The organism is Zoogloea sp. (genome assembly GCF_041911615.1).
Classification (GTDB): Bacteria; Pseudomonadota; Gammaproteobacteria; order Burkholderiales; family Rhodocyclaceae; genus Zoogloea.
The window spans coordinates 68,967-83,732 of sequence record NZ_JAYROR010000080.1 but is presented as its reverse complement, the minus strand read 5'-3'; the positions used below and the strand labels follow the sequence as shown (position 1 = coordinate 83,732).

At 68.3% G+C, this 14,766-nt stretch carries 13 protein-coding genes; 1 reads left to right on the top strand and 12 read right to left on the bottom strand.

Annotation, left to right across the window (positions count from 1 at the left end):
• Positions 1–112 precede the first annotated feature (112 nt).
• The 3 genes from ACE3P2_RS09370 to ACE3P2_RS09360 form a co-directional block, all read right to left on the bottom strand.
• The gene (locus ACE3P2_RS09370) at positions 113–349 is read right to left on the bottom strand and encodes a hypothetical protein (RefSeq protein ID WP_374263730.1); all 237 of its coding nucleotides are present in this window, start codon (positions 347–349) and stop codon (positions 113–115) included.
• A 36-nt stretch (positions 350–385) separates the two neighbouring features.
• Positions 386–634 carry a hypothetical protein gene (locus ACE3P2_RS09365; protein WP_374263728.1) on the bottom strand — a complete coding sequence of 83 codons (249 nt, stop codon included), beginning with the start codon at positions 632–634 and terminating at the stop codon, positions 386–388.
• Positions 635–797: 163 nt separating this feature from the next.
• Complete coding sequence (locus ACE3P2_RS09360; protein WP_374263726.1) at positions 798–2,825, bottom strand: ABC transporter substrate-binding protein; 2,028 nt, start codon at positions 2,823–2,825, stop codon at positions 798–800.
• 195 nt (positions 2,826–3,020) lie between these two features.
• Between ACE3P2_RS09360 and ACE3P2_RS09355 the strand changes: the two genes are divergently transcribed.
• Positions 3,021–5,111, top strand: coding sequence for a TonB-dependent receptor family protein (locus tag ACE3P2_RS09355; protein ID WP_374263724.1), 2,091 nt, complete (start codon positions 3,021–3,023; stop codon positions 5,109–5,111).
• A 112-nt stretch (positions 5,112–5,223) separates the two neighbouring features.
• On the opposite strand, the gene ACE3P2_RS09350 is transcribed toward ACE3P2_RS09355, so the two are convergent.
• The 9 genes from ACE3P2_RS09350 to ACE3P2_RS09310 form a co-directional block, all read right to left on the bottom strand.
• The gene (locus ACE3P2_RS09350) at positions 5,224–5,664 is read right to left on the bottom strand and encodes a hypothetical protein (protein WP_374263722.1); all 441 of its coding nucleotides are present in this window, start codon (positions 5,662–5,664) and stop codon (positions 5,224–5,226) included.
• Positions 5,661–5,990 (bottom strand): hypothetical protein, encoded by a 330-nt coding sequence (locus ACE3P2_RS09345; protein WP_299910211.1) that lies wholly within the window; start codon positions 5,988–5,990, stop codon positions 5,661–5,663. The genes ACE3P2_RS09350 and ACE3P2_RS09345 overlap by 4 nt, the downstream gene beginning before the upstream one ends.
• A gap of 10 nt (positions 5,991–6,000) precedes the next feature.
• A complete protein-coding gene (locus ACE3P2_RS09340) occupies positions 6,001–10,143 on the bottom strand; it encodes a host specificity factor TipJ family phage tail protein (RefSeq protein WP_374263720.1) in 4,143 nt (1,380 codons plus the stop codon).
• Positions 10,136–10,525 (bottom strand): hypothetical protein, encoded by a 390-nt coding sequence (locus tag ACE3P2_RS09335; protein WP_300160587.1) that lies wholly within the window; start codon positions 10,523–10,525, stop codon positions 10,136–10,138. Before ACE3P2_RS09335 ends, ACE3P2_RS09340 begins: the two co-directional genes overlap by 8 nt.
• Entirely contained in the window at positions 10,525–10,989 is a 465-nt protein-coding gene (locus ACE3P2_RS09330) for a DUF1833 family protein (RefSeq protein WP_374263719.1), read from the bottom strand. Before ACE3P2_RS09330 ends, ACE3P2_RS09335 begins: the two co-directional genes overlap by 1 nt.
• Complete coding sequence (locus tag ACE3P2_RS09325; RefSeq protein ID WP_374263718.1) at positions 10,982–11,341, bottom strand: hypothetical protein; 360 nt, start codon at positions 11,339–11,341, stop codon at positions 10,982–10,984. The genes ACE3P2_RS09330 and ACE3P2_RS09325 overlap by 8 nt, the downstream gene beginning before the upstream one ends.
• Positions 11,341–13,986 (bottom strand): phage tail length tape measure family protein, encoded by a 2,646-nt coding sequence (locus ACE3P2_RS09320; RefSeq protein WP_374263716.1) that lies wholly within the window; start codon positions 13,984–13,986, stop codon positions 11,341–11,343. The genes ACE3P2_RS09325 and ACE3P2_RS09320 overlap by 1 nt, the downstream gene beginning before the upstream one ends.
• A 3-nt stretch (positions 13,987–13,989) precedes the next feature.
• Entirely contained in the window at positions 13,990–14,232 is a 243-nt protein-coding gene (locus ACE3P2_RS09315) for a DUF1799 domain-containing protein (protein WP_374263791.1), read from the bottom strand.
• A 65-nt stretch (positions 14,233–14,297) separates the two neighbouring features.
• The gene (locus ACE3P2_RS09310; protein WP_374263795.1) at positions 14,298–14,765 is read right to left on the bottom strand and encodes a hypothetical protein; all 468 of its coding nucleotides are present in this window, start codon (positions 14,763–14,765) and stop codon (positions 14,298–14,300) included.
• Position 14,766: the final 1 nt, after the last annotated feature.

Sequence of the window (14,766 nt, the reverse complement as noted above, 5' to 3'; positions counted from 1 at the left end):
TCCGCAATAGGCTGGGGTTCGATCCGCCGACCGGCGGCCGACGCAGACCCGAGCCTACGCCGCGGCGTCCGCCCCGGCCTTGATCGGGAACAGGCCGCCGTCCCGACGCGGATCAGTCGTGGCGACCGTGGCCGTGGCCATGACCGTGCTCGCCGCCCTGCCAGCCGCGCCCGTCGAAACGCTCGTCACGCCGTTCCCGACGGTCGTCGAAACGCGCTTCGCGGCGGTCGCGCCGGTCGTCGAAGCGATCCTCGCGGCGATCCCGGCGCTCGTCGTAGCGGTCGCCCGGGTAGCCGTGATCGGCCCGGTAGCGCGGCGCGTAAACATTGCGATACCAGGTGTCCTGCACGAAATACACCGGCGCGCCACAGGCGTCGTAGCGGCCTCAGTAGCGCCGCCAGTCGCGGGCGTGGCCGGGCGGCACGCGCAGGTACAGCGGCGCACGGGCCACGCCGTAGGGCGCCGGCTGGATCACCACTGGCTGCGGGTACATCAGCACCGGCCGCGGAAAGCTGCCGATGTCGAGCCGACCGTAGAAATTGGGGTCGCCGATGCTGATCGAGACGCCCACGTCGGCCGCCATTGCCCCTTGAGCCAGGGCGCCGAGCAGCGCCGCACAAAAGATTTTTTTCATTGGAATGCCGTCCTTCCCCGTTCATGTGATGGTCCGCCGAAACTAACACCGACGGACGCAGGCCGCCGCGCAGGACGGCACGTTTGGAAGACGGGAAATGTAGGCGTCGCCCGGCTGGCGAGCGGTAAGCAACTGTAAGCGTTTGCGTCGGCCGGCGCCGCGTTCAGGCGCCGCCGAACACCGCGACGCGGTTGCGCCCGCCGTGCTTGGCGTCGTACATCGCACTGTCGGCGTGGAGCAGCAGCGCGACGTCGTCGCCCCCGTGCTCGGGATAGAGGGCGATGCCGACGCTCGACGACACCTCGAGACGCACCCCGGCGATGACGAAGGGCTCACCCAGGGCCACGCGGATCTTCTCGGCGACCCGCTGGGCGTCCGGCACGGCCTCGACGTTGGGCAACAGCACCACGAACTCGTCGCCCCCGAAGCGCCCCACCGTGTCGGACTCGCGCACGCAGGCGCGCATCCGCACCGCCGCCTCGCGCAGCAGCGCGTCGCCCACCGCATGGCCGTAGGCGTCGTTCACCGGCTTGAAGCGGTCGAGGTCGATGTACAACAAGGCCACCCGATGGCGGTTCCGGCGCGCGGCGGCGAGGGCCTGACGCAGGCGGTCGGTGACGAGATTGCGGTTGGGCAGGTCGGTGAGCATGTCGTGCTCGGCCAGGTAGGCGATGCGAGCCTGACTGGCGCGGCGCTCCGAGATGTCGCGGCTGACCCCGTGCAGCTCGACCTTGCCGCTGCGCGGATTGCGGCAATAGGTGGACACCACCTCGACCCACACGCTGCCGCCTCCCTTGCGCGGCTTTTCCATCTCGTCGGTGTAGAAGTGCGGCTTGCCGGTCGGATCGGCGAGGAAGGCCTGGACACGCTGGCGCACCAGGCCGCGGATGCGCTCGGCGTCGCCGGGCTGGAAGGTGGCGTCGAAACTGAGGGCGGCGATCTCGGCCGGCGTGTAACCGCGCATCCGCTCGATGGACGGGCTCACGTAGGTGAAGCGCAAGGTGTCGGTATCGACGGTCCACACCACGTCCTTCATCGTCTCGGCGAGCAGGCGGTATTTCTCCTCGCTGGCCTGCAAGCGCTCGGCCGCCTGCTGCGCCGCCGCCACGCTGCGCTGCAGGCGCAGGTTGATGCGGTGGATGTAGGCCGCCAGCACGCTCACCGCGGCGATCAGCACCAGCGCCGCACCGAGCCAGTTGCGAAGACCGTCCAGATCGTCCCGCGCGGGCTCGTACAGGAAACCGCGAAAATCGAAACGCGGAGGCAGCATGCCCATCTCGGCATACGCGTCGGCGATACGGCGCCAGCGGTCGACGCTCATGTAGCCCACTTCGAGCAGATCGGGGCGGATCAGCGGGATCGTGCGGCGCGCCTCGAACACGAAGAAATCCAGCGGCTTGGCGGGCGAATACTGCGCGTGGATCAGCGCCGCGATCTCGTCCGGATGGGCCAGCGCGTAGCGCCAGCCACGCAGGCTGGCCTCGCGGAACGCACGCACCAGCACCGGGTTGTCGCGAATCAGGTGCTCGGTGGTGAACAGGTTGTCGCCGTAGAAATCGATGCCGGCGGTGCGCGGCGAGAACAGCTGGTAATCGATGCCGGCCGCGTCGACGAAGTACGGCTCGTTGGAGGCGTAGGCGCTCATCGCATCGACGCGGCCCTCGACGAGCGACGCCGGCGAGTAGCTGTGCTGGATCAAGCGCAGGCGCTCGACGGCGACGTGCTCCTTGCGCAGGTAGGCCAGCAGCTCGTCGGCGCCGGGCTCGAGCATCACCCGCTTGCCGACCAGGTCGCGCAGCGTGTCGATGCCCGCGTCGCGGCGGGCGATGAAGACCAGCGGCGAATGCTGGAAGACCGCCGCCAGCACCACCACCGGCTTGCCGGCGAACCGGTCGATCAGCAGCCCGTTGGAACCGACGCCGAAGTCGGCCCGGCCGTCGACCACCTCGGCAACCACGTCCAGCCCCGGCCGCGCCTCGACGATCTTCACCTCGAGTCCGGCCTCCCGGTAGTAGCCGAGCTGCTGCGCCGCGTAGTAGCCCGCGAACTGGAAGGCATGCTGCCAGCGCAATTGCAGCGTCACCGCCGTGGCCGCGGCCAGCGGTGGCGGCAACCACAGCCACAGCCCCACGGCAACGCCAAGCGCAAACCTGAAGCAGGCAGGGACGGAGAGCCGGTGGATCGTCGGCATGCGGGACTATTCCTCGTGAATAGCGCGAAGTATAACCAGCGCCGCCCGCGGCGGTGAGTGTCCGTACAGCGAATTGCGCCCGGCGACGGGGCGGGAATCACGATTTTCTTGATGCGCGCCGGCCACGCCTTCGGCTAAGGTTGGCGCCGGCCTCGCGGCAGCCGCCGCGCACAAGAACATCCGGAGACACCGCCCATGCCGCCCCGCTTCCATCCCACGCCCCTCGCCGCCGCCCTGGCCGCCCTCGTTGCCCAGGCGCCGGCCCTCGCCGCCGACACCGCCGGCACGCCGCTGACCCTCAACCCGGTGGTCGTCACCGGCAGCCGCGCCGAGGCCGCCAGCTTCGACATGCCAGCCTCCATCGACGTGCTCGACCGCGACCAGATCACCGCCGGCCAGCCCCGCATCAACGCCTCCGAAGCCCTCGTCGCGGTGCCCGGCGTGGTGGCCAACAACCGCCAGAACTACGCCCAGGATCTGCAGATCTCCACCCGCGGCTTCGGCGCCCGCTCGGCCTTCGGCGTGCGCGGCGTGAAGCTGATCGCCGACGGCATCCCCGCCTCCATGCCCGACGGCCAGGGCCAGGCCGCCACCTTCAACCTCGACGTGGCCGAGCGCATGGAAGTGCTGCGCGGCCCCTACTCGGCGATCTACGGCAACCACTCCGGCGGCGTGATCCAGCTGTTCACCCGCAAGCCGGCCGGCCGCCCCAGCGTCGAAGGCGGCTTTGCCGCCGGCAGCTACGGCACCACCAAGGCCGAGCTCGGCGCCCAGGGCCAGCTGGACGGCCTCGGCTACGTGATCGACGCCACCCGCTTCAAGACCGACGGCTACCGCGACCACAGCGCCGCCACCCGCGAGCAGGCCTTCGCCAAGATCACCACCAAACCCGACGACGTGAGCAAGCTCACCTTCGTCGTCAATGGCTTCTGGCAGCGCGCGGACGATCCGCTGGGGCTGGACTGGGCGAGCTACAAGTCCAACCCGCGCGGCGTGGTGCCGAACGCCCTCACCTACGACACCCGCAAGAGCATCGACCACCTGCAGGGCGGCGTGGCCTACGAACGCCGCATCGGCGCCGACACCCTGCAGCTCTCCGCCTACAGTGGCCAGCGCAGCGTGATCCAGTACCAGGCGATCCCGATTTCCGCGAACCCCAAGAACTCGGGCGGCATCGTCGACTTCGACCGCGACTTCTACGGCTTCGGCGGCCGCTGGATCGCCGTCCGCTCCGCCGGCGGCGGTCGCCTCACCACCACCGTCGGCGCCGACTACGACGTGAGCAAGGACAACCGGACCGGCTACGACAACAACCTCGGCGTGAAGAGCACCCAGCGCCGCAAGGAGGTCGATAACGTCGAGAGCCTCGGCGCCTATGTGCAGAGCGAATGGCAGCGCGGCGACTGGAGCGTGAGCGGCGGCCTGCGCTACAGCACCGTCAAGTTCGACATCACCGACCAGTACCTGCAGAACGGCAACGACGGCGGCGGACGCAACTACAGCAAGACCACACCGGTGCTGGGCGTGGTCTACAAGCTCGACCCGGCGATCAACCTCTACGCCAGCGCCGCCCGGGGCTTCGAGACGCCGACGCTGAATGAAATGTTCTATTCCGGCAGCGGTGCGACGGCAGGCTCGGGCTTCAACTTCGGCCTCAACCCGGCCAAGAGCCTGCACCTCGAAACCGGCGTGAAGGCGCTGGTCGGCAACAGCAGCCGCGTGAACCTCGCCCTCTTCCAGGTCAAGACCGACGACGAGCTCGTCGTGCTCGCCTCCAGCGGCGGCCGCACCAGCTACCAGAACGCCGGCAAGACCCTGCGCCAGGGCATCGAGCTCGCCTTCGACACCGCCTGGCGTCGCGACCTGACCAGCCGTTTCGCCTTCACCCTGCTGCGGGCCATCTACGACGAAGGCTTTGCCAGCACCACCCCGGTCGATGCCGGCAACACCATGCCGGGCATCCCGCGCACCTCGGCCTTCGGCGACCTCGCCTGGAAGCCGCTGCCCGGCGTCACCGCCGCCGTCGAGGGCATCTACCGCAGCCGCACCTACGTGAACGACGCCAACAGCGACACCCCGGCGCCGTCCTACGCCATCGCCAACCTGCGCCTCACCGCCGAGCAGAAGACCGGCCCGTGGCGCTTCACCGAGTTCGCCCGGGTCGACAACCTGTTCGACCGCAACTACATCGGCTCGGTGATCGTCGGCGACGGCAACGGCCGTTACTACGAGCCCGCCCCCGGCCGCAACGGCATGGTCGGGGTGAACGCCCGCTACACCTGGTAAACCGGCGGACGCGGCATCATGACGGGGGCCCACGCTGAAGCGCGCCGCGATAACTTGGGCCTGAGTTGCTAGATAACTCGCCTCGTGGTCGCTTTAGCGGAGTGAAAGGAAATTACGCGGGCTGAAGCTCGATGGCTTCGAGTTCGGTCTGTGTGGTTGTCGCGTTGATGGCGCTTAGACGGTTTCGGGCGGCTTCGATGCGTTGCTTGATCGCGTTGAAGCGTGCCGTCGCTTCGGCCGGCGGACTAGTTCCTGCAAGCATCGCCTCCACGATCTCCCTCATCGGCCTGGCCTGCTCAGCCTCCGCCGCGGTGATCTCCGCCATCACGCTATCCGCCGACGCAAACTTCTTGATCCGCCAGTCCGGTTCCGGTGGCTCGATGGCCTCGAGGGCGCCGGTTTCATGATCCACCCGCCACCGCTCGTGGTCCCATTCGCCAAACACCACGCTGCAGCCGGCCGGAATCCAGTCAGGATCGACATCGCCAGTCGCCCCGACCCTCGCGCCGGTCAGCCGTCCGCTCTCGATCTCATACACGCTGAAGGTCTTCATCGCTTCTTCAACTCCGCAGCCAGTTGGATGTTGGTCGCCATGATGAACCCGCCGCCGCTGCCAAAGGCGTAGTAAGTCACCTCGACACCCATGGTCCAGGTGACGCCGCCGCCCGGATAGCTGAAGACCATGGATGAACTGGGCGCCGTGCGGTTGATGATCGGGAGGTACTGGATCTGCGAGCCGTCATTGATCCACGCCCGGAGCGCCATGTCACCGCCTCCGCTGGGCGGGTAGGTCGCATTGTTCCAGGCGATCTTTGCCGAGAGTGAAACCCTGAGCAATCCCGCGTGCAGGCTGGAAATACTGCCGGAAGGTAGCGCCATTCGATTCTCCTCAGCCTACGTTTCCAATGCCCCAGCCCGCCGCGTCGAAGAACACCCAGTTCTCCGTTGCCGCGGTCGAGTTGAGCTGGTCGGTCTTGATCGCAGCGGGGTCGACAAACTGCGTCACGTTGCTCGAGTTGATCACCTGATCAATCCGACGGGTCCAGCCGCCCCAGCCGCTGGCCACCCACCCGGTGCGCTTCCATTCCCCAGCGGCGCTCTTCCAGGTCTGCACTACTGCGGCCGAATCGTCTGGCCATGCCCGCTCAGTCCTCAGCACGCCCCACTCACCAAACCCAAGCCCAACTGAAGAGCTCCATTTGAACTGCTGCAGGGTCCCCACCGGATACCAGCCCGGGCCGTCGTTTGCCTGGCGTTGGCCAGCGCCGCCGCCATCGCCCAGGTCGATCACGCGGCCAGCGTTGTCGATCGGCTTTCCGGCTCCACTCACCCCCGTCCACAGCGCGGTTTGAGCGGCGGCATTGGCTTTGGTGGTCGCATCCTCGATAGCCCGTGCCTCTTCTGCGTCCACCAGTCCGTCCGCGTACGCCTTAGCCTGGATCTCCGCGAGGTTCGCCCGGGCAATCGCCAGCGATAGCGCGTAAGACGAGCCCGGAACATATGGGCTCGGTGCCGTCTGGCCCAAAGCGGCCACCTTGAACACGGGCTCCGTCAGCCAGGCATAGGACGTTGTCTCCCCCACGTCGGTATCGCTGCAGCGCCAGAACACGCTGGCGTAGGCAGCGCCGGCCGGCGCCGTTGCAAACGCTGCCGCATGCGTCCATTGGGAGAGCGCCCGGCCACCGCTCGAGCGAGTAACCCACCCCGTTCCAGCTCCAGGAAGATAGGCGTTATCCGCATCGAAAAAGCCGATCACGAGCATCGAGTCACACCGGTGCGATGCAAGCTTTCCCGAAAGCTCATACCGCTCACCGGCAATCACCGGGATGCCGTAGGCGCGGCTGCCATATCCGCCGGTCAGATAAACATCCGCGCCGACGTTGTACTGATTGCCGTTTCGCCCTTGCTTGAAGAGCTCCAGCGCCTGCCCACCGGCGGGCCGCCACTCATCATCTGCTCGGAGCGATAGCGGCGACCGCTCGCCGGGGTTCCACCCCAGCACGATGGGCGCAAAGCTTCCGCTGCTCCAGTCGGTGGACGGCAGCAGGTTTCCACCCCCAGCGCTGCCCGCCGCCGGCGCAGGCCCCAGCGTCACCGACACCCGCGCCCCGGTCGCGCTGTAGTTGCCGCTGGCGTCGAGCATCCGCGCTTCGAACGTCCAGTTACCCGCTGCCGGCGCGATGCTCTCCGCCCGCGCCGCACCGTAAGGCACCCGGCCCAGCGGCGACATTGCCTCCCACGCCGTGCCCGCGCTGGCTGCATGGCGGATCTCCAGGTAGGTCACATCCGGCGGCACAACGGCCACCGCCCACGTGAACACCCGCGTGCCGTCAGCGCTGGTCGTTACCGCAAAGCCAGCCGCAGCCGGCGGCGGCACGTCCTGCCCCCGAATGGCGTAGCTGCCGGCCAGGCGGCTGCGGAGGTTGCTCTGCCCCATGCCGTTGAAGCCCGTCACCTCCACATAGGCCGATCCCGTCTCAGGGACAAGGATCGAATGCCGGGTTCCCGCCGCAAAGCCCGCCTCCTGCCAGGGGCCGCCGTCGATCTTGTAGCGCACCCGGGTGGTAGCCACGTCTCCCTGGGCCGACCAGGTGAGATTGAGCTGCACCGCGTATCCCGTGCCCGCCCGAATCAGCTCTTCCGACACCTGCAGCCCAGACAGCACGGGATGGTTGTTTGCCGCTGGCGTGGCCACATGCGAGAAGTCGCCTCCCTCGGCCGCGTAGTACTCCGCCGGATCATCCTGGGCCGTGATGCGCACGCCATCCATGCCGGGCAGCGGTGACACGTCGGTGATCTTCACCCGCCACCCCGGTGTGGCCTTCGCATCGGCCAGGTAGCGCCAATCCACCGCAGGGCTGCCGTCGGTGGCAGGCGTGGTGGGCAGCGGGTCGAGCAGCGTCACCTCGTCGGCCTGGGCCTCGGTGGCCCCAACCTGCACCCGGTGATAGGTGATTTCACCCGACGGCCGGCACACGGCCATCCAGCAGCCCGCTGGCTTCAGCGTGATGGCGCGGTCCAGGCTGAGCTGGGTCGCGCTGGCCACGGCCACCAGGCGGCCGGCCTCGCCCCACGAGGTCAGGTCGTGGGACAGTGTCACCACGTCGCCCTTGCGCACGGTCAGGCCCTCGGCGTCGGTCTCCCACGAGATGCTGCGGAACCGGTACAGGTTCTGCGCGTACATCAGGTTGGCTTCCTTGCCGGCCAGCGCCGTGCTGGTGCAGCCCAGCAGCTCCACGCTGGCCGTGCGGCGCACGTTCGTTGCATTGGGCGGGACGCGAACCGTGTCGCGCTGCCAGGCGTTGTCCGGGTTGATGTAGCTCACCTCGAGCTCGTCGGCCATCTCCTCCGAGGGGTAGGAGATGTTGAACGTGCCCTTGCGGATGTTCACCGGCGAGAACATCGCCACCGCCGGCATGCCCGCCGCGTCCCACACGGCCGACAGTAGCCCCGGCGCCCAGGTCTTGGAGCCGCGGCCGCAGCGGGCGATGCGGTCGAGCACCGTGCTGGCCGAGAGGGCCTGGTCCAGCACCATGTTGCAGCTCAGCCCCTGCGCGTCGCACCACGCCGCCCAGGCGTCCAGGGCAGCCAGGTCAATCCGGGATGCCGACAGCCCGGCCCCCCAGATCCGGCGCCCGCCAATGAAGGCGCCGATGGCAAAGGCCTTGAACCACTTCGCCGGGTTGCTCGTGGCCACCCCATTCAGCCGGTGGCTCACCAAGCCCGAGAGCTGGTTCACCGTGCCGTTGAGCTGCCCGCTCGCCCGAATCTTGAGGCCCAGGATGCGCTGCCCGGCGTAGTCGCCACTGTCGGGCTGTAGGCTGCGGATGGCCGGAATGGAGATCTCGCAGGTGGTCTGCGCGTCGCTGACGTCCGCGGTAATTTTGGTGACCCTTACCTCGTACTGCCCCTTGGCCACCGTCTTGCGCAGGGTGTTGCGCCAAACGTCGCGGGTGCCGCTGCTCAGCACCACAGTTCCGTCGGTGCTTCCAAAGGGCAGAAAGGGCGAGCTCTCTGTCGTGCCAAACCAGGCCGCACTTCCATCTGCGCTGCTGAACGGCAACCAGGTGGGGCTTCCCGCCTCACGCCACTCAAACATGACCGTTGCCGAGTACCCTTCCAGCCCACCATTGCCGGCATGAAACATCACGTACTGCACATCGATGTGGATCTCGGTGGTATCCACCGAGGTGGTCCGCACGATCGGTCCATCGGTGGCCGTCAGCACCGTGCCCCCTTGGGTGTCCACGTTGCCGGCGATCAGGCTGGGCATGCTGCCGGTGGCCCACTGCACCGTCACGTCCTTGTAGTCCGTCAAAGGGGTATCGCCGATGCGCAGATCGGTTATTTCCAGATCTCCAAAACCAAAGTTGTAGGCAATAAACAGGTACTGGTCATTGCCATTGACGTACAGCGTGTACCCCGCGCACGCCTGGTCCGGAAACATCCGGTGGGTGCCGATCACCAGAGGCAACGGCTCGTAGCGGCGCACGCGGTTCGACCCGCCGGCCAGGCTGTAGGTCGGAGATGTCTCACCCCCACCGAGACCGGATAGATCGTTCGTCGGCAGTGGCAGCAGCGCATTCACCGCCATCATTCCCACCGTCATCACCGCGGCAGAGGCGGCAACGTAAGCCGCCGTCTGGCCAAGGGTCATTGCACCAGCACCCGACCAACCCATGGCGCCGGCCGCAGCGCCGCCGGTATAGACGGCGGCCACGATCACAGCAATCGTCAGCACGATCCGCCCCACATCCGACCCCCCGTCGCCGCCAGCGACAGCGGCCGCCACGCCGATCACGGCGCCGGGCTTCACCCTCACGCGGCCCCACCAGGCCCGCGGCACGCTGCAATCGCCGATGGTCACAACGCACGGGTCGGGCAGATCGCCGATCACACGCGCCAGATAAGCATCCAGCCGCTCACCGGTGCGCGGCGGCTCAAAGATCATCCTCCGATCCCGCGCCGGCATCAGCGGATGCGGGCAAAACACCACGTTCGGCGGCCGGGGCCGCAACACCACATCAACCATCGCAACGCATCCTGTAAAAGCCTTCCACCCGGATTCCCAGCCCCGCCAGATCCCGCAGGCGATGGCTCACCACCTGGCCGCTGCTCCGCAGTGCGTGCAGCACCCACGGCTCGCCCTGGTGGAACCACACCCCCACGTGCCACAGCCCGCGCACCTGCATCAGCACCACGTCGCCCTCGGTGGGCTCCGCCACTGGGTCAGCCAGATCCTGCGCACCCTGCGCAATCTGCGCCGACTTGCCGAAGGGGCCGTCCGCCCGCTCGGCCGGCACGGTCACGGCGCGCCCGAACACCTCGCGCTGCACCCGGGCCACCACCGCCGCGCAGTCCTGCTCGCCCAAGATGTAGGGCAGCCCGATGTAAGCGTCCGTCCAGTGCGCCATCAGAACAGCCCCGGCGCCGTGCTCGGGTCGTAGCGCACGGCCACCGCGGGCAGATCCAGCAGGTTGCCGTAGCCCAGCTCGCCGCTCACCTTCCACTGGTCGACCACGATGCGCTCCAGGCCCAGCCGGAAATCCGCCTCGATCACATCCGGCGTCGCCCGCAGCACCACCATCAAGCGCACCTCGGCGCCGCGGCCGCCCCGGCTCGCATCGATCCAGCTCATCAGCTCGCGGCCCACGTTGTCCACCACCAGCGACGCCCGCGGCGCCGAGCTGCCATCGTCCGGAAACGTGAAGTCGAACCCGGTGGCCACAAACACGTTGCCGCCGCTCACCAAGTCCTGCGTGTCCCGCACCACCCGCGCCGGGCTGGGCATGTCCGGGTGGCTGATCTCCAGCAGCACCACCGCCACATCCGATGAAGAAACGGCCCCGAGGGCCCGCTTGTAACGCTCGCTAGGCATCCCAGCTCTCCAGGGTGAAGGACACATGCCACAGGGTCAGCGCCGGGTTCATCGGCTGGCGCTGCAGCTCGCCGGCCTTGATGCGGGCCTGCACGGTGGCCAGGGTCTCGGGGTCGGTCCAGTCGAACCAGTCGGCGCCGCGGTGGATCGTGTCGCGGAACCAGGCCATGAAAGCCGTGTAGTCGGCCCGGCTGCGCAGCTGCACCGTCACCTGCCGTTCGGTCATCTGGCGGCTGCGCTCGAGGCGCTGCTTGGGCGGGCCGGCGTCCATCTCGGTGCGCTTGAGGGCGCTCGCCTGCTGCACGGCATAGCCGTCGAGCAGGACGCGGGCGTAGGTCGGAAAAGCCGGCATCAGCGGCGCCCCTTGAACGCGGTCAGCGCCTGGGCCATGGGGCCGTTGCGCTGCAGGTCACGGGTGAAGATCTGCACAACGGTGCCGGTCGCGTCGAAGGTCGGCGTCGCGCCGGTCACCTCCTGGGGCGTACCGTCGTTGTGGATCTCAACGCGAAAGGTCTGCTGCGCCGGTGCAACGGCAGAGCCCGATCCCGCCGCCGACGCCGGCGTCACCACACCAGCACTCGAGCCCATCATCAGAAAGGTCCGCCCGCCGGTGGTCAGCAATTCCGGCCCGGTTTCATTCACCTCGTAGAACATCCCCGGCGCCGCCGTGCCACCCACCGCCAGACCTCCGCCGAACGTCAAACCCTGGCCACCGCCCATTGAATCCAGATTGGTACCGCTCGAAAGTGAGTACTGCGACGACGAGCCTGCTGCAGCCCCGCCGAAGTAGGCCCCGGCAAACGACTTCGCGGCGCCCTCCAGAAACGCCCCCAGGAAGCTCCTCGCTGCCTGGGTTACGGGCTCCACGTAGGCCTGGATCACCATCTTCAGCACCGTCGTCTTCAGAGTGTTCTGGATCGCATCCACGAAGGATTCGCCAAAGCCCTTTCCGCTCTCGAAGCTGCGGTAAAGGCTATCGGTCAGGCTGCGCTCGATGTCATCGCCCGCCTTGTCCCAGCGCGCCTTCGTCGCCGCGGCCGCTTCGCGGTTCGCACCATCTACCCGGTTCTCGGCCCGCTTGTTCAGCAAGTCCGCCTGCTTGCGGGCCTCCTCGGCGGCGGCGCGGTAGCTGTCGGCCATCGGGCCCGCGTACTGGGCGGCCAGCTCCAGGTTGGCGGCGTATTCGGCCTTCGCGGCCGCTTCGTTGCGCAGGCGCTCGACAGCCAGGCGCTCCACGGCCTCCTTGGTCAGGCCGATCGCCGCCACCTGGTCACGCTCGCGCTTCAGCTGCTCCTCGAGCTGGGCGGTCTCGCGGGTGGTGTCCTTGGCCAGCGCCTCAGACCACTTGGCCTGTTCGGCCGCCTGGCGGTTGGCTTCGTCCTGGGCCAGGGCGCGGGCGGCATCGACGGCCAGGCGCTGCCGGCCGGCCACGGTCACCTTGAGCTGCCCCGAGCTGATGTCGGACAGCACGCGCACATAGGCCCGCTCGGTGTCGCTCAGCTTGTCGGTGCCGGCGGCCTGGGCATCCAGCAGCGCCACGCGGCGCTCCCAGTCGGCCAGCACGCGGGCGTCGTCGGGCTGGTCCTTGCGGCTGCTCCGGGTGCTGCGCGGCTTGTACTGCTCGCGAAGCGCCGCTTCGCCGGCGGCCACCTTGGCCGGGTCGAGCAGCGCGCTGTTCGGGTCGAGTGCCTTCACCCGGGCCAGGTTCTCCCGGTATTCCTTCAGCGCCTCGGCCAGGCTGCGGGTCTGCTCGGCGCCTTTCTTCTGGATGGGCGCGACCTTGCTCTCCACGTCCAGGTACTCGCGCATGTTCTTCGCGCCGTCGGCGCCAGCCTGGGCGGCTTTCTGCTGGGCACCGGCCTGGGCCTCGAGCTGCGCCAGGTAGTCCTGGGCCATGTCGATCCGGCCGGGGGTCAGGCCGTCGCGGATGTCTTCGATCACCTTCTTCTGGTCGGCGATCTTCTGCTGCAGGGTCTTCTCGCGGCCGATGGCGAGCATCGCGTCCCAGGCTTCGCGGGCCGAGGTGGTCACGCTCTTCCAGGCGCGTTCCAGCGAGCCGGTCTGGTCGACGACCTCCCGGGCGCGCTCCTTCATGGCCCTGGCGGCGGTGTCCTGGGCCAGGGCGACTGCCTCTTCCTGCTTGCCTTGGTCCTGCAGGGCCTTGATCTGCCCGTAGATCGTGGGGGTGAGAAAGTTGTAGGCCTCGTTCACCTTCAGGATCGCCTTGACCGGATCCTTGCCGATGTCCGCAAACGCCTTCACCAGCGCGTCGGCATCCGAGATGCCGGCCTCGGTCATCGCCGAGATCGCGCCCGCCACGCCTTCGATCTGGCCCTTGGCCACCTGGCCGGTGGAAGCAAGCCGGGTCAGGATGTTGGCGTTGCTGGCCTGGGTGCCCGACACCACATCAAGGCGGGCCGCCATCTGTGCCAGCTGGTCGGCCGTCACGCCGGCGACGTTGCCGGTCAGGACCAAGGTCTTGCGGTATTCCTCGCCTTCGTCACGGCCTTTCAGAAAGGCCATTGCCAGCACGCCGGCGCCTGCGGCCGCAACGGTGAGCGGGTTCACCAGCCCCAGCAGATAGCCGCCCATCGCCTTGGCGGCCGGGCCGATACCACCGAAGGCGTCCTTCAGCTGGCCACCCTGCTGCAGGGCCACCTGCATCGGCGGCATGCCTGCGGCGAGCGAGGTGAAGATGTCGGTGAATTGCATCGGCAGCTGCCGCAGCGCCGCCGAGGTCTGCGCTGCCGACATCTGCACCTGGTCGAACTTGCCGGCGGCGTTGCCCAGCGCCTTGGCCGTATCCACGGCGGGCTGCGGCGCAAACTGCTTCATCGTCGCGCCAATGGCCGGCTGGGCCTGGGTGGCGCTGGCCTCCACGTGGTCCAGCGCCTGGGCCACGCCGTCCAGGGCCTTCTCGACCTTCGCGGACTCGGCGATCGCCACCTTACCGTCGGCGGTGATCCGAATCCCGTATTCGACGCCCCGGTCAGCCATGTTTCAGTGTGCTCCGTCGTTGATCTGTTGCAGCGCGTCCAGCGCCTCGTCCTGCATCACCCGCAGCCCGGCAAAGATGTCGGGCCAGCGCTTGCGCTTGATGCCCATCAGCCGCAGGGCCGACTCCACCTGCTGCCAGTCCAGCCCCTGGCGCACCGCACCGTTGATACCCACCAGCCAGCGCCACTGCCGCCAGGTCACGCACCAGGTGCGCACGGTTTCGGCATGCCAGGGGTAGATCTGCAGCGGCCGGTCGGCCTCCGGCAGGCTCCCCTCGGCGGGCGCCAGACCGAAGGCCGCAAACTGGGCGGCTAGATCGTCGGTTCCTCCACCGCCACCTCGCCCGCAGTTGATCCAGCGGCGGGCGGCGGCGCGGAGTTTCCCCGGCTGGCCGACTCCCCATCGGGGGCCACGCCATAGCGCAGCTCGGCGATCGCCCGGTTGAAGCCCACCGAGAAGGCCTTGCCGTAGGGGCCGGTCAGCGCCGCAGGCAGCGCCGAGATCGGCATCGGCTGGCCGGCCGGGTCGGTCACGCCGCGCCAGTCGGTCACGAAGGCAGGCATCAGCCGGGCGTTGTCGGCCAGCACCGTGCGCAGATCGCGCAGGTCGGCATCGGGCGCCGCCTCGGGCAGCAGGCGGGCGTAGTCCTCTTCGGAGTACACGCGCAGCTGGGCCTCGAAGGCAAACTCGGCAAAGCCGGCATCGACGGGAACGCTCACCCGCACCGGCCACCACACCTTGGGTTCCGGGTCGATCACGAAGGGGATGGGAGTTTTCATG

Bases quoted from the DNA above. Each gene is read 5' to 3' on its own strand.
- ACE3P2_RS09365 (WP_374263728.1), bottom strand. From the start codon at position 634: ATGAAAAAAATCTTTTGTGCGGCGCTGCTCGGCGCCCTGGCTCAAGGG.
- ACE3P2_RS09360 (WP_374263726.1), bottom strand. From the start codon at position 2,825: ATGCCGACGATCCACCGGCTCTCCGTCCCTGCCTGCTTCAGGTTTGCG.
- ACE3P2_RS09355 (WP_374263724.1), top strand. From the start codon at position 3,021: ATGCCGCCCCGCTTCCATCCCACGCCCCTCGCCGCCGCCCTGGCCGCC.
- ACE3P2_RS09350 (WP_374263722.1), bottom strand. From the start codon at position 5,664: ATGAAGACCTTCAGCGTGTATGAGATCGAGAGCGGACGGCTGACCGGC.
- ACE3P2_RS09345 (WP_299910211.1), bottom strand. From the start codon at position 5,990: ATGGCGCTACCTTCCGGCAGTATTTCCAGCCTGCACGCGGGATTGCTC.
- ACE3P2_RS09340 (WP_374263720.1), bottom strand. From the start codon at position 10,143: ATGGTTGATGTGGTGTTGCGGCCCCGGCCGCCGAACGTGGTGTTTTGC.
- ACE3P2_RS09335 (WP_300160587.1), bottom strand. From the start codon at position 10,525: ATGGCGCACTGGACGGACGCTTACATCGGGCTGCCCTACATCTTGGGC.
- ACE3P2_RS09330 (WP_374263719.1), bottom strand. From the start codon at position 10,989: ATGCCTAGCGAGCGTTACAAGCGGGCCCTCGGGGCCGTTTCTTCATCG.
- ACE3P2_RS09325 (WP_374263718.1), bottom strand. From the start codon at position 11,341: ATGCCGGCTTTTCCGACCTACGCCCGCGTCCTGCTCGACGGCTATGCC.
- ACE3P2_RS09320 (WP_374263716.1), bottom strand. From the start codon at position 13,986: ATGGCTGACCGGGGCGTCGAATACGGGATTCGGATCACCGCCGACGGT.
- ACE3P2_RS09310 (WP_374263795.1), bottom strand. From the start codon at position 14,765: ATGAAAACTCCCATCCCCTTCGTGATCGACCCGGAACCCAAGGTGTGG.